12 protein-coding genes are annotated in these 18,822 nt (G+C 62.9%); 4 read left to right on the top strand and 8 right to left on the bottom strand.

The features are described from left to right. Positions 1-72: 72 nt before the first annotated feature. From aldA to C9990_RS17270, 4 genes are all read left to right on the top strand, one after another. Positions 73-1,497: an aldehyde dehydrogenase gene (gene aldA / locus C9990_RS17285; protein WP_106804081.1), complete on the top strand. Its 1,425-nt coding sequence runs from the start codon at positions 73-75 to the stop codon at positions 1,495-1,497. 142 nt (positions 1,498-1,639) lie between these two features. Continuing rightward, on the top strand, positions 1,640-2,953 hold the full coding sequence (locus C9990_RS17280; protein ID WP_106805678.1) for a nitrate/nitrite transporter: 1,314 nt from the start codon (positions 1,640-1,642) through the stop codon (positions 2,951-2,953). Position 2,954: 1 nt separating this feature from the next. Then, complete coding sequence (locus tag C9990_RS17275) at positions 2,955-4,172, top strand: mandelate racemase/muconate lactonizing enzyme family protein (protein ID WP_065909902.1); 1,218 nt, start codon at positions 2,955-2,957, stop codon at positions 4,170-4,172. A gap of 26 nt (positions 4,173-4,198) precedes the next feature. Further along, the gene (locus tag C9990_RS17270) at positions 4,199-5,809 is read left to right on the top strand and encodes a GMC family oxidoreductase (protein ID WP_106804080.1); all 1,611 of its coding nucleotides are present in this window, start codon (positions 4,199-4,201) and stop codon (positions 5,807-5,809) included. Between the two features lie 1,347 nt (positions 5,810-7,156). Here the strand turns inward: C9990_RS17270 and C9990_RS17250 are convergent. The 8 genes from C9990_RS17250 to C9990_RS17215 form a co-directional block, all read right to left on the bottom strand. Then, positions 7,157-7,945, bottom strand: a complete 789-nt coding sequence (locus C9990_RS17250; RefSeq protein WP_065909916.1) for an ABC transporter ATP-binding protein — start codon at positions 7,943-7,945, stop codon at positions 7,157-7,159. 11 nt (positions 7,946-7,956) lie between these two features. Continuing rightward, positions 7,957-8,718 carry an ABC transporter permease gene (locus tag C9990_RS17245; RefSeq protein ID WP_106804076.1) on the bottom strand — a complete coding sequence of 254 codons (762 nt, stop codon included), beginning with the start codon at positions 8,716-8,718 and terminating at the stop codon, positions 7,957-7,959. An 8-nt stretch (positions 8,719-8,726) separates the two neighbouring features. After that, positions 8,727-9,479 carry an ABC transporter permease gene (locus tag C9990_RS17240; protein ID WP_106804075.1) on the bottom strand — a complete coding sequence of 251 codons (753 nt, stop codon included), beginning with the start codon at positions 9,477-9,479 and terminating at the stop codon, positions 8,727-8,729. Positions 9,480-9,694: 215 nt separating this feature from the next. Beyond that, positions 9,695-12,160 carry a TonB-dependent siderophore receptor gene (locus C9990_RS17235; RefSeq protein WP_106804074.1) on the bottom strand — a complete coding sequence of 822 codons (2,466 nt, stop codon included), beginning with the start codon at positions 12,158-12,160 and terminating at the stop codon, positions 9,695-9,697. 150 nt (positions 12,161-12,310) lie between these two features. After that, positions 12,311-14,551: a TonB-dependent receptor gene (locus C9990_RS17230; RefSeq protein ID WP_106804073.1), complete on the bottom strand. Its 2,241-nt coding sequence runs from the start codon at positions 14,549-14,551 to the stop codon at positions 12,311-12,313. A gap of 329 nt (positions 14,552-14,880) precedes the next feature. Further along, positions 14,881-15,939 (bottom strand): ABC transporter substrate-binding protein, encoded by a 1,059-nt coding sequence (locus C9990_RS17225; RefSeq protein WP_106804072.1) that lies wholly within the window; start codon positions 15,937-15,939, stop codon positions 14,881-14,883. Positions 15,940-16,041: 102 nt separating this feature from the next. Next, positions 16,042-17,091 carry an ABC transporter substrate-binding protein gene (locus C9990_RS17220; protein WP_106804071.1) on the bottom strand — a complete coding sequence of 350 codons (1,050 nt, stop codon included), beginning with the start codon at positions 17,089-17,091 and terminating at the stop codon, positions 16,042-16,044. A gap of 20 nt (positions 17,092-17,111) precedes the next feature. Beyond that, positions 17,112-18,263: an LLM class flavin-dependent oxidoreductase gene (locus tag C9990_RS17215; RefSeq protein ID WP_106804070.1), complete on the bottom strand. Its 1,152-nt coding sequence runs from the start codon at positions 18,261-18,263 to the stop codon at positions 17,112-17,114. Between the last annotated feature and the right edge of the window lie 559 nt (positions 18,264-18,822).

Below are 18,822 nucleotides of genomic sequence, written 5' to 3'. Positions count from 1 at the left end.
ATCGTTTGTCCAACGGCTGGCCGATGACAAAACTGCATGTCACTCGGATAACAACAACGTTGGGCGAACCACATGCAACTCGAGCGCAATTTTTTCAACGGTCACTTTGTCGAACCTGCCAGCGATGCCCTGATCGCCGTGTATAACCCGGCCACTGCAACCGTGGTCGGCCATGTCAGTGCCGCCACCGCCGATGAGGCGATTGCCGCCGTCGATGCCGCCGCCGTCGCGCAGAAAACCTGGGGCAAACTCACCAGCATCGAACGCGCCGAACACCTGCGGGCATTCGCCGATGCCCTAGATGCCTGCGCCGAGGCCATCGGCACTGCGCTGGCCAGCGAGTCGGGCAAAAGCCTCAGCGACGCCAGCAACGAAGCGCGCTACGCCGCACAGATCACCCGCTACCACGCCGAATGGGCGCGGCGCATCGAAGGCGAGATCATCCCCAGCGATACCCCGGACGAAAACCTGTTCCTGCAACGCGAGCCGATTGGCGTCGTCGCCTGCCTGATTCCGTTCAACTACCCGGTCTACACCCTGTTGCGCAAAATCGCCCCGGCGCTGATCGCCGGCAATACCGTGGTGGTGCGCCCGAGCAACAACACGCCGCTGTCGGCGTTTGCGATTGCCAGGGCAGTGGTCAAGGCCGGGATTCCAGCCGGGGTGATCAACATCCTGACCATGGACCACGCCACTGCCGCCAGCGTCTGCACGCACAAGGCGGTCGGGCTGATTACGCTCACCGGCAGTGTGAATGCCGGGCGCATCGTGCTGGACTACTGCAAGGCCAATATTGCCAAGCCGTCCCTGGAATTGGGCGGCAAGACGCCGGCGATCATCGAGGCGGACGCCGACCTTGAAACCGCCGCCAGCGCCATCGTCGCCTCCAAGACCACCCACTGCGGCCAGCTGTGCACGGCGGTTGAGCGCGTGTACGTGCACGAAGCCGTCTACGACCGCTTCCTCGCCTTGCTCAAAGCCAGGATCAGCGCGGTGAAATTCGGCGACCGCGCCCAGGATCCCAGCCTGATGGGGCCGCTGGTCAATGCCAGCGCACAAAAGACTGTCCATGCCATGGTCGAGCGCGCCGTCGCCGCCGGTGCTGTACTGGAAAGCGGCGGTGTACTGCCAGACGGCCCCGGGCATTTCTACCCGCCGACGTTGCTCAGCGGTTGCCGCCAGGACATGGAGATCATCCAGGAGGAAATCTTCGGACCGGTGCTGCCAGTGCTCAAGTACCGCGACATCGACGAAGCCCTGGCGATGGCCAACGACCATCAGTTCGGCCTGTCATCGGTGCTCTATACCGAGAACTACCGCACGGCAATGAAGGTGGCGAATGCCATCGAGGCCGGCGAGTTGTACGTCAACCGCACCCCGGCGGACCCGTACCAGGGCTTCCACGCCGGTTGGAAACGCTCGGGTCTGGGCGGCGATGACGGTAAGCACGGGATGCTTGAGTTCACCCAGACCCGCCTGGTGGTCATGAAGTACTAGCCAAGCAGCTACAAGTGTTGAGCTGCAAGCTCCAAGTCAAGGCGTGCAAGGTTTACTGGCCGCCTGAAGCTTGAGGCTGGCAGCTGCCTCTATAAAAACAATTATCAGGGCATCCGCACAGTGGGTGCCCGAGGTCATCAAGATGTCCAAGCCTGCACCCGTTGCCCCGGGTTTCGCTGCCGTGCCCGCGGCAAAAAACAGCGACACTGCCAGTCGCTACTTCCAATTGATGTTGCTGGTTCTCGCCGCCGGAGCGATCTACCCGATCCTCTACCTGCGCCAGGTCTACCAGACCACCATGCTCGACGTATTCCAGATCAATCACAGTCAACTGGGCTACCTGTACTCGATGCTCGGCACGATCTTTCTGCTCAGCTACCTGCCCAGCGGCTGGCTGGCGGACCGGCTGCCGCCGCGCTTCCTGATCTTTTTCTCACTGGTCGCCACCGGTGCGCTGGGCCTGTGGTACTCCAGCGTGCCGTCCATGACCGGCCTGATGATCATCTTCGGCTGCTGGGGCCTGACCACCGGCCTGACGTTCTGGGCCTCGGTGCTCAAGCGCGTGAAGATGATTGCCCACCACAGCGAGCAGGGCCGCTTCTTCGGCATCCTCGATGGCGGTCGCGGCCTGGTGGAAGCGCTGCTGGCGACCGTGGCCCTGGGCCTGTTCGCCTTTGCCACCGAAACCCGGGGCGAGTCGGCGGGCGAGGGCTTCAAGCATGTGGTGTACCTGTATTCCTTCACCTGCATCGCCATCGGCTGTGTGCTGGTGCTGTTGAAAGACCCGAAATCCATGGCTGAAACGCCAGCGGTCGAGAAGGGCAAGTTCAACCTGATCGCCGACCTGGCGACCCTGGTGAAGATCCCCGAGCTGTGGCTGGTGACCGCGATTGTGTTCTGCGGCTACCACATGTTCTGGGCCACCTACAGCTTCTCGGACTACCTGCAAGGCAGCGGCATGACCGCCGTGATGGCCGGCACCATCACCACCATCAAGCTGTGGATGCGCCCCATCGGCGGCATCGGCGGCGGCTGGCTGGGTGACAAGTTCTCGAATATCTCGGTACTGATCGTCGCGCTGGCCCTGGTAACCCTGGCCATGCTCGGGCTGATCGTGTTCCCGGCCTTCAACAGCCTGGGCCTGCTGATCGGTACGGTGATCTTCATCGGCCTGATGACCTACGCGATTCGCGGCCTGTACTGGGCCATCCTCGACAGCTGCGACATCCCGCTGCGCATCACTGGCCTGGCCATCGGCATTGTCTCGGTGGTGGGGTACCTGCCGGACACCTTTATCCCGCTGATCAACGGCTACCTGACCGACACCTACCCAGGCAAGGCCGGCTACAACCTGTATTTCGGCTACATCGCCTTCATCGGCGTGCTCGGCACCCTTGCGGCCCTGACGCTGCGCGCCCGAATCAACCGTAAAAAATTCAACCAGACAGGTGCCTGAGATGAAAATCGTCGCCCTTGAAACCCATATCGTTGCTGTCCCGCCACCGCACATCGGTGGCATGTACTGGCTGTTCGTCAAACTCAAGACCGACTGCGGCATCGAAGGTGTTGGCGAGATCTACGCCGCGACGTTCGGCCCCAAGGCCATGCTGCCGATCATCGAGGACGTGTTCGAACGCTACCTGCTCGACCATGACCCGCACCATATCGAGCGCTTCTTCCGCCAGGCCTACTCCAGCGGTTTCACCCAGCGCCCGGACCTGACCATGATGGGCGTGGTCAGTGGCCTGGAGATGGCCTGCTGGGACATCATCGGCAAGGCCGCCAACAAGCCGGTCTACGAGCTGCTGGGCGGCAAGGTCAACGAGCGCCTGCGCTCCTACACCTACCTGTACCCGGTCAATAGCAAAGGCGAATACGACTACGACGACCCGGACCTGGCCGCCGAATGTGCCATCGACAACATGAACAAAGGCTTCACCGCCGTGAAGTTCGACCCGGCCGGCCCTTACACCGCGTACTCCGGCCACCAGATTTCGCTGGAAGTGCTGGAACGCTGCGAGACGTTCTGCCGCAAGATCCGCGAAGCGGTGGGCGACAAATGCGACCTGCTGTTCGGCACCCACGGGCAGATGGTGCCGTCGTCGGCAATCCGCCTGGCCAAGCGCCTGGAAAAATACGACCCGCTGTGGTTCGAAGAGCCAGTGCCACCGGGCCAGGAAGACGCCATGGCCCAAGTCGCGGCCAAGACCAGCATCCCGATTGCCACCGGCGAACGGCTGACCACCAAGTATGAATTCTTCAAGCTGCTGCAGGCCGGCGGCGCGTCGATCCTGCAGATGAACGTGGCGCGCTGCGGCGGGCTGCTCGAAGCCAAGAAAATCGCGAGCATGGCCGAGGCGTACTACGCGCAGATCGCGCCGCACCTGTACAACGGCCCGATTGGCGCGGCGGCGAGTTTCCAGCTGGCGACCTGCACACCGAACTTCCTGATCCAGGAAAGTATCATGACCTGGGGCGGCTTCCACGCCGAAGTGCTGACCAAGCCGCTGCAATGGGAGGACGGCTACATCATCCCGTCCACCGAGCCGGGCCTGGGCGTGGAACTGAACATGGACGTGGTGCGCAAACACACGCCGTACAGCGGTCAGCGCCTGCACCTGCAAATGGCGCCGACGCCGGCTGACGTCAAAGACACTTCGCCCGCCAAGGGCTAAAAAAACGACTTACGCGGTAACCGTGAATGACATATGACTACATCATCGCCGGCGCTGGCGCCGCAGGTTGCATCCTCGCCAACCGGCTGTCCGCCTCGGGCGAATACTCGGTGTTGCTGCTCGAAGCCGGCGGCAAGGACAGCTCCTGGTGGTTCAAGATCCCGGTCGGATTCGCCAAGATGTATTACAACCCGACCTTCAACTGGATGTATTACAGCCAGCCGCAAAAGCAGTTGGCCGGGCGCGAAATCTACGCGCCACGCGGCAAGGTGCAGGGCGGCTCGGGCTCGATCAACGCGATGATCTACGTGCGCGGCCAGGCCCATGACTTCAATGACTGGGCCGCGAACGGCAACGACGGCTGGGGCTTTGCGGACGTATTGCCGTACTTTCGCAAACTGGAAAATCACCCGCTGGGCGACACCGAGTACCACGGCGGCAGCGGCCCCATCAGCATCACGCCGATGAAGGGCCAGACCCACCCGATCTGCGACGTCTTCCTCAAGGGCTGCGAACAGCTCGGCTACGCCCACAGCGACGACTTCAACGGCCCGCACTTCGAAGGCGCCGGCCTGTATGACGTCAACACCCGCAACGGCGAACGCTGCTCCAGCAGCTTTGCGCACCTGCACCCGGCGCTGGGCCGGCCGAACCTGACGGTGGAGCTGCATGCACTGGTCGACCGCGTGCTGTTCGACGACCAGCAGCGCGCCACCGGCATTGCCGTCACCCAGCACGGCGTGGCGCGCACCTTCAGCGCGCGCAAGGAAGTGATCCTGTGCGCCGGTGCAGTGGACACGCCGAAGATCCTGCAATTGTCCGGCGTTGCCGACCGGCACCTGCTGGCCGAGCATGCGATCCCGCTGGTCAAGCACCTGCCGGCGGTGGGCGAGAACCTGCAGGACCACCTGTGCGCGAGCTACTACTACAAGGCCAATATCCCGACCCTGAACGACGAACTCAGTTCGCTGTTCGGCCAGTTGAAACTGGGCCTCAAGTACCTGCTGACCCGCAAGGGCGCGCTGGCCATGAGCGTGAACCAGGCGGGCGGATTCTTTCGCGGCAACGAGGCGCAGAAGGACCCGAACCTGCAGCTGTACTTCAATCCGCTGTCGTACCAGATCCCGAAAAACAACAAGGCCAGCCTCAAGCCCGAGCCGTATTCCGGCTTCCTGCTGTGCTTCAACCCGTGCCGGCCAACCAGCCGCGGCACCATTCGCATCGCCTCGAAAAACCCACGGGACGCGGCACTGATCGACCCCAACTACCTGAGCACCGAGAAGGACATCGACGAGGTGATCCAGGGCAGCCGGTTGATGCGCAAGATCATGCAGGCGCCCGCGCTCAAGGGCATCACCGTGGCCGAAGTATTGCCCGGCGATGCGGTGCAGACCGATGAGCAGATGCTGCAGTACTTCCGCGAAAACAGCGGCTCGATCTACCACCTGTGCGGGTCCTGCGCCATGGGCTCCGACCCGCAGGTGTCGGTGGTCGACAAACGCTTGAAAGTGCACGGCCTGCAGGGCTTGCGCATCGTCGATGCATCGATCTTCCCCAACGTGACCTCGGGCAACACCCACGCGGCGGTGCTGATGGTGGCAGAGAAGGGCGCCGACTTGATTCTCGAGGATGCTTGAATGTGGGAGCGGGCTTGCTCGCGAAAGCGTTGGATCAATCGACACTTCCAGCGACTGACACACCGCCTTCGCGAGCAAGCCCGCTCCCACATTTTTGATTGGTGTGAGGCGTGGATTTTAGCGGCGTGGCTGAAATGGCCGGGCCTTGCGCCGCATCAGTGGCCGATGCATCCCCGAATGTGGGAGCGGGCTTGCTCGCGAAAGCGGTGGATCAACCGACACTTCCAGCGACTGACACACCGCCTTCGCGAGCAAGCCCGCTCCCACATTTTTGATTGGTGTGAGGCCTGAATTTCGCCGGCGTGGCTGAAATTGCCGGGCCTTGCGCCGCATCAGTGGACGATGCATTCCCCAATGTGGGAGCGGGCTTGCTCGCGAAAGCGGTGGATCAATCGACACTTCCAGTGACTGACACACCGCCTTCGCGAGCAAGCCCGCTCCCACAATTTTGATTGGTGTGAGGCCTGGATTTTGGCGGCGTGGCTGAAATTGCCGGGCCTTGCGCCGCATCAGTGGACGATGCATCCCCGAATGTGGGAGCGGGCTTGCTCGCGAAAGCGGCGGATCCGTCGACACTTCCAGCGACTGACACACCGCCTTCGCGGGCAAGCCCGCTCCCACATTTTTGATTGGCGTGAAGCCTGGATTTTGGCGGCGTGGCTGAAATTGCCGGGCCTTGCACAGTATTAATGGACGATGCATTCCCCAATGTGGGAGCGGGCTTGCCCGCGAAAGCGGTGGATCAGTCAGCACTTCCAGCGACTGACACACCGCCTTCGCGAGCAAGCCCGCTCCCACAATTTTGATTGGTGTGAGGCCTGGATTTTGGCGGCGTGGCTGAAATTGCCGGGCCTTGCGCCGCATCAGTGGACGACGCATCCCCCAATGTGGGAGCGGGCTTGCTCGCGAAAGCGGTGGATCAATCGACACTTCCAGCGACTGACACACCGCCTTCGCGAGCAAGCCCGCTCCCACATTTTTGATTGGTTTGAAGCCTGGATTTTGGCGGCGTGGCTGAAATTGCCGGGCCTTGCGCCGCATCAGTGGACGATGCATCCCCCAATGTGGAGCGGGCTTGCTCGCGAAAGCGGTGGATCAATCGACACTTCCAGCGACTGACACACCGCCTTCGCGAGCAAGCCCGCTCCCACAATTTTGATTGGTGTGAGGCCTGGATTTTGGCGGCGTGGCTGAAATTGCCGGGCCTTGCGCCGCATCAGTGGACGATGCATCCCCCAATGTGGGAGCGGGCTTGCTCGAAGGCGGTGGATCAGTCAGCACTTCCAGCGATTGACACACCGCTTGCGCGAGCAAGCCCGCTCCCACACTTTTCAGGGGCAGGACAGATCAGTGCCCGACCAATTCCTCCAGCAACTGCTCCTTGTAGCCCTGCAACACCGGCGAGGCGCGGTCGCGCGGGTGCGGCAGGTCGACCTGGATTTCATGCTTGATCCGCCCCGGATGGGCATCCATCACGATCACCCGGTCGCCCAGGTACAGCGCTTCTTCGATGTCATGGGTGACCATGATCACCGTGCAACGCTGCTGCACCCAGATACGCTGCAATTCACGCTGCAGGTGCACGCGGGTCAGGGCATCGAGGGCACCGAGGGGCTCGTCCAGCAGCAACACCTTGGGCTTGTTGATCAACGCCCGGGCAATGGCCGCGCGCTGGGCCATGCCGCCCGAAAGCTGGTGCGGGTAGGCGTTTTCAAAGCCGCTGAGGTTGACCAGGGCGATGTGTTCGGCGACCTGGCGGTCTTTTTCGGCCGCGGGCAGCGCGTGGTTTTTCAGCGCCAGGGCGATGTTCTGGCTGACGGTCATCCACGGGAACAGTCGGTGGTCCTGGAACACGATGCCGCGCTCCAGGCTGGTGGACGCGATGCGTTTACCGTCGAGCAGGATATCGCCTTCGTATTCGGCTTCCAGCCCGACGATCAGGCGCAGCAAGGTGGATTTGCCGCAGCCGCTGGCACCGACGATGCTGACGAATTCACCCGGGCGTACGTCGAGGTGGATGTCCTGCAGCACCGGCAAGGCGCGGCCTTCGATTCGATAGGCTTTGTTCAAGCCGCGAATCTGCAGGGCGCCGGTCTGCACGTGTTGATGAAGGGAAGCGTGGGCGATTGCATTCATATCGAGGCCTTTCAACGGAGGTTGCGCCAGCGCAGCAGGTGGCGGCTCAGCAGGGTGAACAACAGGGTCATCAGGTAGCCGAGCAAGCCGATGCACAGCACGCTGAGCACGATGACTTCCATGCGCGAGCCGGCCTCGGCGTTCATCATCAGGTTGCCCAGGCCGGCACCCGAGGACAGGAACAGCTCACTGCCGATCGCCGTTACCCAGGCAAACGCCAGCGCGTGCAGGACACCGGTGGCGATGCTCGGCAAGGCTGCCGGCAACAGCACCTGGGTAAATTGCTGCAGCGGGGTGAGGACCAGCACCTGGCCGACTTCGCGGTAGCGGCGCTCGACGTGGCTGAAGCCCTGGTAAGTGTTGAGCACCATCGGGTAAAACGCCGCCAGGCTGACGATCAGCACTTTGGAGAACTCGCCATTGCCGAACCACATGGCAATCAGCGGGATCCAGCCGAGCATCGGCACCTGGCGAATCGCATGGAACAACGGACCGATCAAGCGGTTGGCCACGCTGGACAGCGCCATCAGCACCCCCAGCGTCACCCCGAACAGAATGCCCAGGGCCAGGCCACTGCTGGTGCGCGCCAGGCTCGCCAGCAAGTTGACCAGCAGTTCGCCGTTGCCAAGCATCTCCAGCAACGCCGAGCCAATTGCCGACAATGGCACGAACGCATACGCGCCGGCGGCGTCCTGGCGAGAGGCATATTCCCAGGCGAGGATCAGCAGCAGCGGCAGCAACAGCCCACGGGCTTTTTTCAATACAGGCAGCATCGGAACTCCTAGCGGGTTTGCCAGCGGAACAGGCGTTGTTCGATGCGGCGAAAGGCATAGTCGAGGGTAAAACCGATCACTCCGGTGACCACCACGCCGACCATCACCACGTCTATGCGCAGCATCTGCCGCGCCATCTCGATCATCTGGCCCAGGCCGCTGTCGGCGGCCAGCAATTCAGTGGCCACCAGCACCACCCAGGCGCGGGTCAGGCTGATGCGAAAGCCGGTGATGATCGGCGGCGCCGCAGCGGGCAGGGCCACCAGGCGCACAAAAGTCGGCCAGCGCAGGCGATACACGTCCGCCACTTCGAAATAGCTGCGCGGGATGCCCCGTACACCTTCGCCAGCGGCCAGTGCCACCGGGAAGAACGCGGTCTTGGCGACGATGATGATCTTGAAGGTTTCGTCGATGCCGAACAGCAGCACGAACATCGGGATCAAGGCGATGCTGGGGATCTGGCGCAGGGTATGAAACAGCGGGCCGCAATACGCCTCGACGTTTTTCGACAGCGCCATCAGCACGCCGAAGGCCAACCCGCACAACGAGCCGATGCCAAAGCCGAGGCCCAGGCGCGACAGACTGTTGCCGAGGTGTTCGAGCAGCTCGCCACTGGCCAGCAGGTCTTCGAAGGTCTGCAGCACCTGGGCGGGCGGTACCAGCAAATTGCGCGGGAAAATCCCGAGGTGGGCCACCAGCGTCCAGACGGCCAGCAGGGCCACGGGCGAGATAAACCAGGTGAGGTATCGAAGCAGGCGCATGGCAAGTCTTAATTCAGCTGAATACCCAGCGACTATCGCAAGACATGTGCCACATCACCGAATCTCCCTGTAAGTGCTGGCTTGGTGGCGACGGGGCCCTTCAGGTGTGCGCATTTGTGCAGGACATCATCGCCGGCAAACCGGGCTCCTAGAGGGGTGGTCGCTGGGAAATGGTGATCGGGTGCTGCTGGAGCAGCACCCATTCAGCAGTCTTCTCAGAAGTCGTAGCTCACACTGGTGTAGTAGAACGCACCCTGCGCGCCTTCCGGGCTGGTGATCGAGTACTTGGGCACGCCATACAGCTGCGCGCCGTCAGCCTTGTCCGGGTGCGAGTCGAACAGGTTGATCGCGCCCACCGAGACCTTCACGCCCTTGTGGAAGGTGTAGGACAGGTCCAGGTCAGTCACCCATTGCGGGCTGTAGGTCTGGTCGAGGTTGGGGTTGGTGGCGTTGAGGCTTTTCCACTCGCCGTAGCGGCGCTGGGCAATGGTCAGCCCCCAGTTTTCATACAGCCAGTTGGCGCTCAGGGTCAGCTTGTTTTGCGGGGTGCCATCTTCGATCAGGCCCTGGGTATTGCGCCCGATGATTTGCGAGCCCTTGATATTGCCGACGTCGCGCAAGCCGGTGATGGTGGTGTTGTTCTGCGCAAAACCACTGCTCAGGTTCAGGCGGCCCCATTGCTGCAGGTCCCACTGGTAGTTGCCGGTCAACTCGACGCCGTCTGTGCGGGTGTCGGCCACGTTGGTGTAGAACGCCGCGCTCTGGATATTCGCGTAGGGCGTGCCGGCGAAGATCGGCGAGACCACGCTGGCGGGCAACTGATCGGAGAGGGTGATGCGGTTATTGATGTTGATCCGGTAGGCATCCACCGTCACCGAGGCATTTTCCAGTGGGCGCCACACCAGGCCCAGGGAGTAGTTGGTCGACTCCTCGGGCTTGAGCGCCTTGCCGCCGAGTGCCTGGGCCTCCGGGCTATTGGCACGCAGGGTGCGTTGCTGCACCTCGACGTAGTTGCCGCTGCCCGGCGGTTGCTCTACCACCTGCACGCTGAATGAGGACATGCCGCTCTGCACCAGCGACGGCGCGCGGTAGCCGGTACTGGCGGTGGCCCGGGCGGCGATCTGTGGGGTGAAGTCATAGCGCAGCGACAGCTTGCCGTTGGTGGTGTCGCCAAAGTCCGAATAGTGCTCTGTGCGCACCGCCACGCCGGCCTGGAATTTCTCGGTGATCTGGCCTTCGACGTCGATGTAGGCACCGAGCACCTTGCGGTCCAGCGAGGCCGCATCGACCTGGGTGATGCCCGAGTAATAGCCCGGAATGCGCCGCCCGGTGATCGGGTCGATGGTGTTGAACAGCGGCCCGTTCTGCCAGCCGGCGGCTTCGCCCGCGCTCAACTGGTAGTTCTCCTTGCGCCAGGCCAGGCCTGCCGACAGGGTCAGCGGCTTGAACAGCAGGTCGGTGGGGAAGTCGCGTACCCAGTCCAGGGTCAGGTTGGTCTGGTCGTTTTCGCGCTTGCCGGTGTAGATCGACGACGGGCTGTTCACCCCATAGCTGGGGTTGATCGCATTGCGGTCAGCGGACTCCAGTGTGTTGTTGCCATGGTTCAGGGCCAGGTCGAACTTGCCCAATTGGTCGTTCTCGAAGCGCAGGCCGCCGGTGACCGCGTAGTCTTCCAGGCTGTAGCGGGTGATCGGCAAGCGACCGTCCGGGTAACGCTGCAACGCGGTGCTGCCGAAGTTGTTGCGCAGGGTGGTCGGCGGGTCGAAGAAGCCTTCGGCGTCGGTGTTCTTGTGGGCATAGGTGGCAAAGCCATAGGCGGTCAGGCCCTCGCCGACGCCGATCTCGCTGTTGGCGACAACATTGTACTGGTCCGAGACATTGCCCGCGCCCCAGCGCCAGGTGCGGTAGCGGTTGTTCTGCTCGCGGGGCGTGTTGACGCTGGTGTCGCCGGGGTAAAAGATCCGGTTGTCGGGGTTGGTATCGCTGGCCGGGTCTTGGCTGCCGGCGTCGAAACTCAGGGTCAGGAAACCGTCGTTGGGCAACGCGAAACCCTTCCAGCCGCTGAGCTTGCGCTGGATGCCGTCGCCCTTGTCGTAGCCGCCGAAGCGGTAGCCGAGATTGCCGCCGTCATCGTTTTCCTTGAGCACAATATTGATCACCCCGGCGATTGCATCCGAGCCGTACTGAGCGGCGGCGCCGTCGCGCAGGATCTCGACGCGCTGGATCGCGCTCAGTGGGATCAGGCTCAAATCCACCGCCGCTGCACCACGCCCGTTCACCAGGCTCTGGCGGGTGATGTTGGCGCTGCTGTGGCGGCGCTTGCCATTGACCAGCACCAGCACCTGGTCCGAGGCCAGGCCACGCAACGAGGCGCCCTGGGCGATGGAACCGGCGAAGGCACCCTGCGGCGACTGTGGGAAGTTGAACGAGGGCGACAGGGCGGTGAGGGCACCGGACAAATCGGTGGCGCCGGTCTGTTGCAATTGCTCGCCGGAGAGCACGTCCACCGGTGCCGCGCTTTGCAGGGCGGTCAGGTCGCTGCGCCGGGTGCCGAGGACCACCACGGTGTCGAGGTGATCGTTTTTGGCGGTCGGTTGGGTCTCGTCTGCCGCGACGACGGGCAGGGCAAGGCTGCCCATGACCAGCGCGATGGCGCCGGCCAACGGAGTACGTTGGAACATGGAAGTGGTCCTTTCAACAATAGAATGACTGGATAGTGGCGATGGCGGGCCGGGTGTCGTGGCTCAAGCAATGGGGGCCAGTTGTGGGCGCTGGCAAGCCAGTTCCCACATTGATCCTGCTAGGCGGATAAATACCCTCCAGCCTCTGGCTTAGAAGCGGCTGGTCACGCTCAGGCCCACGGTGCGCGGGTCGCCATAGGTGATCACGTATTGGCCGAGGCCACCGTTGGGCCGGCCATGCACTTGGTAGCGGCGATCGGTGAGGTTGTTCACGAACCCGGTGACGCTGAGTTTTTCATCCGCGCTGTACCAGGTCAGGCGGCTGTTGGCCAAGGTGTAGTGCGCTTGGCTCAAGTCCTTGTCGGCGCTGCTCTGGCGGTCGGCGAGAAAGTATTCCTTGTCACGAAAGCTCACGTCGGCACCGGCCACCAGCTTGCCGCCGATCTCCAGCGGGAAGGTGTAGTCGCCGCCCAGCGACACCACGTTGCGCGGTGAACGCACGAAGCTGTTGCCGCTGTAGTCGCCGGTGACCGCGCCCGTGGTCGGGTTGGTGTTCTTGAAGTCGGTGTACTCGGTATCGAGGAACGACACCGCCGCGCGCAGGTGCAGGTAGTCGGTCGGCTGGCCTTCGAGTTCCAGCTCGGCACCCTTGACCTTGCCCTTGGCGCCGTTGGTCAGCGCCGTGGTCAGCACGCCGTTGTTGACCGTCAGCAGGTTCACCTGAATGTCCGAGTAGTCGTAGTAGAAGATGTTCGCGTTGGCCGTGAGGCGGTGGTTGAACCACTCGGACTTGACGCCGAATTCATACGCGTCGAGTTGTTCCGGATCCACCGTGGTCAACTGCGACAGGCTGGTCGACAGCCCGGTGTTGAAGCCGCCGGACCGGAAGCCGTGGGCATAGCGCAAGAACACGCGCACGTTGTCGTTGATGCGGTATTCCGGGGTCAGGTCGTAGGTCCAGGCCTCCCAGGTCTTGTTTTCCTGGCGATTGCCGTTGCTGCCGGCAGCGGCCAGCGGGATCAACGGGCCGTTGGCGGTGGCGCGGGTCAGCTGCGCGAGGTTGAGGTCGATGTCTTTCTTTTCCTGGGTCCAGCGCAGGCCACCGGTCACGCTGAAGTTGTCGGTGAAGTCGTAGGTCAGGTTGCCGAACAGCGCGTAGCTGTCGGTCTTGTGGTCGTAGCTCAGGTCACGAAAGTCCGTGGCGCCGTTGATCTGGTTGGACCCGGTGCCGTTCGGTGTCGGGCCAGGCTGGATAAACCGCCCGGCGCTGCTGTCGAGGTCTTCGTGGAAGTAATGGGCGCCGGCCAGCCAGCGCAGGGTTTCCTGCTGGGGCGAGGCCAGGCGGATTTCCTGTGAATACTGGGTGTATTTGTTGTCGGCGGTGGACGTGCCGTTGACCTCGTACGGGGTGTAGTCGGCGTCGCCGCTGGACTGGCCGCGAATGTAGTCGTAGGCCGTGATCGACGTCAGCGTGTAGTCGCCCAGGTGCCAGTTGAGCGTCAGCGAGGTGCCGTCGTGGTCGAGCTTGGAATCGTCCTTCACGTTCAGCGCGATATTGCGCCCCAGCGGGCGCTGGTAGCCGACGTTGTAGTAACGGCCCAGGGTCAGCGCACCGTTGGCACCATCGCCCTTGAACTCGCGGGCGTGGATCTTCCACAGCGCGTCGAGGTCGTCATTGAGCTGGGCGAAGAATTGCAGGCGCACGGCCTTTTTATTCACGTCGCCGTAGGTGTGATCGTCCACCAGGTTCTTCTGGAAGCCGTCGCGCTCCTCGGAGTACAGCGAGATCCGCGCGGCGAGTTTTTCATCCACCAGGGCGCCGCCCAGGGCGCCGCTGAGGATGCGTTCGTTCTTGCTGCCAAAGCCGATAGTGCCGAACCCGTCGGTGTCGAAGGTCGGCTTCTTGGAGATGATGTTCACCGCACCCGCGGTGGTGTTCTTGCCGTACAGCGTGCCCTGTGGTCCGCGCAGAATCTCGATGCGCTCCAGGTCCCAGAGCGGCCCGCCGCCGGCAATCGGCGCGTTCAGGTAGACGTCATCGGCATAGATGCCCACCGGGTAGACGGTCGCCGCGCCGGTATCGCCGGTGCCCAGCCCACGGATGTACCAGCGCGGCCGCCCGTCACCGTCCGGGTTCTTCGCCGAGGCGTTGGGAATGAAGGTGGTGATGTCGCCCATATTGCGTACGCCGTCGGCGACCAGGGTGGTGCCCTGGACCGCCGACACGGCCACCGGAACCTCTTGCAGGGTTTCCTCGCGGTGCTGTGCGGTGACGGTGACGGTCTTGAGTGACGGCTCGGTTTTAGTGGTGTCTTCTTCAGCGGCGTGCGCGCCACCGGCGACCAGTAAAGCCAGCCATAAGCCCTTGGTGATTGGATTGATTTTATGCATTGCAGTCTCCCCCGGAAAAGTGTCCTTGAAGGGGGTAGAGCAGAGATCATGCCAAGAGGATTTCAGTGTTGATACAAGCGCATAAGCTGTTGAATCTAAACACTAAAAAAACAGGTTTGGGTGGAAACAAGCAGGCGAAAAAAGTCCTCGGGACAGGCCTGTGGAACAATCAGCAGAAAGTGCTTGGCGGGTGCTGCTGGAGCAGCAGGAGAGGTGTTGCCAGGCCAGCACAATTGGCCCTGGTTTCAGCGGATTTGTGGAAGCCCGGCTTGTCGAATCGTCGCACCGCGGCGATGGCGTCATCGAGATCGCCATCGCCGGTGCGAGGGTTACACGGCGACGCGAGAGGTGGAGCCGATGACTTTTTCCAGCACGCTGAAATCGATCCAGTCGCGCACATCAAAACGGCGTGGGATGAAGTTCCAGCGGAACAGGAAATCGGTGAAATCCTGCAGTGCTTCAATCGAGCGGGCGTCGAGGGTCGTGCGCAGACGCCGATGCGCGTCCTCGCCATACGCCGCCGTGACCCAGTACTCGCTGGTATTGAGTTCCTTGGCGAGAAAACGCCGGGTTTCGTCCGGGTTGGCCCAGGCCCACTGCTCGGTGCGCAACACCGTGTCGACGATCTTCACGCTGGCATCGAAGTGTTCCTGCAGCAGGTGGATATCCACCGTGAGCGTGCGGGGCGTGCCGTTGTTTGAGCGGATCAGCGGGTCCGGGTGCGAACCGGTGTCGACCACCACATGCAGGCCGAACTCGTTGGCCAGGTGCACGGCATGCGCGCCCTTGAGGAAGATCGCGTCGATGTCGCCGCGCAGCAGGCCGATCAGCTCGTTGTTGCGCCGGCTGAAACGGCTGACGCCCAGGCTGACTTCCGGTCCGTAGACGTAGGAGGTCTGGTTATCGCTGTAGGTGCCGCCGTAGGGGTAGTCCACCAGCTCCACATCCGCGACCTCCAGGCCTTCGAGCTTGAGCGCATTTTCCAGCCCGCGCAGCGCCTGGGCACGGGTGAAGTCGATTTGCACGTTGGCCCATTTCGGCAGGCCGAAGCGCCGATTTTTCAGGTCGCGCACGCTCTTCACCCCGCTTTCGGCGGTGGTCAGGATCAACTGCACTTCATCACTCCACGACAGCCCCAGCACGCGGGTTTCGACGCCGCTGGCATAGGCCCAGATCGCCGGGATATTGCCGCCGTGGCGCACTGAATTCTGCAGGTGATGGTCATAGTGCGCTTCACGCACTTCGCGCTCGGTGGACTCGCGCAGCGATTGGATATTGGTGCCATAGGGCAGGAAGGCTTCGGCGAGTCGCCCGGACTGCACCGCAATGCCGAGCCCGGTGGGCACCGGGCTGTGGGTGTACCAGAGAGTATCGAGTGGTTTGCTCATAAAATTCTTCGTTCCAATCCATGAAGTCTTCTGTGGGCGCCTGGCTGGATGGCGATGGCGTCCGCAAACACGCTATCGCCGGCAAGCGGGCTCCTACAGGGGTTAGCCGGCGAGTGCGGTGTTGCCTTCGAGCAGCGCCTGCAACGGCCGCGCGTCAATCCATTCGCGCACATCGAAGCTTTGCGGGATAAAGCGCCACCGGTGCAGGAAGTGAGTGAAGTCCTGCAAGGCCGCAATGGCTTGTTCATCCAGCCCGGTACGCAGGCGCAGGTGAGCATCGTCGCCATAGGCGGCGGTCACCCAGTATTCGCTGCTGTTGGTTTCCCGCGCGAGGTAGCGCCGGGTGTCTTCCGGGTGGGTGTGCGCCCACTGCTCGGCACGCAGCACGGAGTCGAGGATGCCGGTGGCCACGTCAAAATGCTGGTCCAGCAGGTTCAGGTCGACCGCCAGGGTGCGCGGGGTGCCATTGTTGCTGCGGATCAGCGGGTCGGGGTGGGCGCCGGTGTCGATCACCGTGTGCAGGCCGAAATCATGCGCGTGCTGCGCCGCGCTGGCGCCTTTGAGGAAGATCGCGTCGACTTCGCCGCGCAGCAGGCCGATCAGCTCCAGGTTGCGTCCAGTCGTCTGTGCGGTCACCGGTGTGCCGGCCACGTTGCGCACTGCGCTGTCGCTGAAGGTGCCGCCGTATTGAAAGTTCTTCAGCTTGACGTCGCCGACCTTCAGGCCTTCCAGCGACAGGGCGTTTTCCAGGCCACGCAGGGCCTGGGCGCGGGTAAAGTCGATCTGCGCGCCGACCCAGTCCGGCAGGCCGAAAGTGCGACCCTTGAGGTCCTTGACGGTCTTGATGCCGCTGTCCTGGCGGGTCAGGATCAATTGCACTTCGTCCGCCCAGGACAGGCCGATCACACGGGTTTCACGGCCTTGGGCGCGGGCCCAGATCGCCGGGATATTGCCACCGTGGCGCACGGAATTCTGCAGGGTGTGGTCGAAGTGCGACTCGCGCACCGCCTTGTCATTCGACTCGCGCAGCGACTGCACTTCGGTGCCGAGGGCACCGACAGTGTCTTGCAGCCAGCCTTTTTGCACGGCAATGCCCAGGCCGGTCGGCACAGGACAACGGGTGTACCACAGGGTGTCGAGAGGTTGCGTCATCAAAGGGGCTCCCCCAGCGTTCAGGCGCTGGCTTTCAAAGGTTGGACGGCCGGGCGTTGGTGCACCAGCGGCAAGACTTCCTGGCCAATGCGCAGGGCCTCTTCCAGGTGCGGATTGCCGGCGAGGATAAAGGTCGAGAAACCGGCGTCGCGGTATTCCACCAGGCGCTCGGCGATGTTTTCGTGGCTGCCCACCAGGCCCACGGTCGGGCCCGGCTTGGCCTTGGCAAAACCGGCCCAGAGGTTGGGACCGATGATCAGGTCATCAAAGCGGTCGACGTTCTGGTGGTAGGCGGTTTGCCGGGCGGCACCGACCGAGTCCGAGCCGCTGGTAAAGCCCTTGGCCACGGCACTGGTCTTGCCATCGAGCTTGTCGAACTGGCGGCGCAGGTCCTTCCAGGCCAGCTCTTCGGTTTCTCGGGCGAACAGGTCGACGCGCAGTCCGAAACGCACGGTACGCCCCTGTTTATCGGCCAGTTCGCGCACCCGGTCGATGTGCGGCTTGAGCTTGTCGATCGGCTCGGCCCAGTTCAGGTAGACGTCGGCATGTCGGGCGGCCACACCCAGCGCGGCCTCGGAGAACCCCGAGAAATACACCCCCGGCTTGCGTTCGTTGTGCAGGCCGGCGGGCAGCGAGCCGTTTTCCAGTTGGTAGATATCGCCGTCATAGGAGAATTTCTGGTTTTCCCAGAGGCCCTGGATGATGTCGAGGAACTCGCCGGTGCGCTTGTAGCGCAGGTCATGTTCGAGAAAGTCGCCGTTGGCGCGTTGGCTGGCCGGGTTGCCGCCGGTGATGATGTTCCACTCCAGGCGACCACGGCTGAGGTTCTGCAGGATCGCGGCTTGCTGCGCGGCATAGGCGGGCAGGGTCCAGGTGGCCTGGAAGGCGATCAGGAACTTGATGCGCCGGGTTTCCCGGGCGAGTGCCGCGGCGGCAATCCACGGCTCGGGGCCGGTGGGTAGCAGTGCGCCTTCGAAGCCTGCGAGTTCGGCGGCCTTGGCCACTTGGGCGATGTAGTCGATATAGGTGAAGTCATCGGGCTCGCCATTCGGCAGGCGGCCGGGGGCGATATAGCCGGGGCGGTAGTCCGGGTTGCCCCGGTTGTGCTTGTCGGTGGTCAGCTGCGGGCCGTCGGTGCCCAATGGCAGGCGCCAGAAAAATTCAGTGCTCATGGGTGCTCCTGATTTCAGTCGTGCAAGGTGCGTGGACCTGATTGAGGGGATGTGTGCAACGGGCATGCCATTGGGGGTGGGGGTAATGGTTGCGGGGGGTTGGGGGGGATTATGGGGGAGGGGTGTTGCTGTGGCAGCAGTCTTGCAGCAGTGGGTGTTCAGGGGGCAGCAGGGGGTGGGCATATCCGGTTCTGTAGTAACGGCCGCTTATGGTTCCGCCCTTACGGCGGGTCACTTTTGGAAAAGCCCCAAAAGTAACCAAAAGGGCTCTTGCCCCAACACTCGGCACCTCGCTCACGCTCGGTGTGCCCGTAATCCGACATTGATTTGGGGGGCCGCCGCCACGCGCCATCCATGGCGCGGGGCGGCTAAACCGGCATCCCTGCCGGTTTACCCCCCCAAATCAATATCGAATTCCGGCCAGCGTGTTTGATGGGGCGCCTAGGATCAAGATCAAGATCAAAAGCAGAAGCACGGCGGCCTGACAGCCGGCCTGAGTGGTTAGATCAAAAGCAGAAACCTCTAGGAGCTGGCTCCCACAAGGGATCGGCGGTGTCGG

This window comes from Pseudomonas sp. S5D5 (assembly GCF_003013355.1).
In the GTDB taxonomy this organism is placed as follows: Bacteria; Pseudomonadota; Gammaproteobacteria; order Pseudomonadales; family Pseudomonadaceae; genus Aquipseudomonas; species Aquipseudomonas aylmerensis.
This window is presented reverse-complemented; position numbering and strand designations above follow the sequence as displayed.

Bases quoted from the DNA above. Each gene is read 5' to 3' on its own strand.
- C9990_RS17250 (WP_065909916.1), bottom strand. From the start codon at position 7,945: ATGAATGCAATCGCCCACGCTTCCCTTCATCAACACGTGCAGACCGGC.
- C9990_RS17240 (WP_106804075.1), bottom strand. From the start codon at position 9,479: ATGCGCCTGCTTCGATACCTCACCTGGTTTATCTCGCCCGTGGCCCTG.
- C9990_RS17220 (WP_106804071.1), bottom strand. From the start codon at position 17,091: ATGACGCAACCTCTCGACACCCTGTGGTACACCCGTTGTCCTGTGCCG.
- C9990_RS17215 (WP_106804070.1), bottom strand. From the start codon at position 18,263: ATGAGCACTGAATTTTTCTGGCGCCTGCCATTGGGCACCGACGGCCCG.
- C9990_RS17230 (WP_106804073.1), bottom strand. From the start codon at position 14,551: ATGCATAAAATCAATCCAATCACCAAGGGCTTATGGCTGGCTTTACTG.
- C9990_RS17275 (WP_065909902.1), top strand. From the start codon at position 2,955: ATGAAAATCGTCGCCCTTGAAACCCATATCGTTGCTGTCCCGCCACCG.
- C9990_RS17225 (WP_106804072.1), bottom strand. From the start codon at position 15,939: ATGAGCAAACCACTCGATACTCTCTGGTACACCCACAGCCCGGTGCCC.
- C9990_RS17280 (WP_106805678.1), top strand. From the start codon at position 1,640: ATGTCCAAGCCTGCACCCGTTGCCCCGGGTTTCGCTGCCGTGCCCGCG.
- C9990_RS17245 (WP_106804076.1), bottom strand. From the start codon at position 8,718: ATGCTGCCTGTATTGAAAAAAGCCCGTGGGCTGTTGCTGCCGCTGCTG.
- C9990_RS17270 (WP_106804080.1), top strand. From the start codon at position 4,199: ATGACATATGACTACATCATCGCCGGCGCTGGCGCCGCAGGTTGCATC.
- aldA (WP_106804081.1), top strand. From the start codon at position 73: ATGCAACTCGAGCGCAATTTTTTCAACGGTCACTTTGTCGAACCTGCC.
- C9990_RS17235 (WP_106804074.1), bottom strand. From the start codon at position 12,160: ATGTTCCAACGTACTCCGTTGGCCGGCGCCATCGCGCTGGTCATGGGC.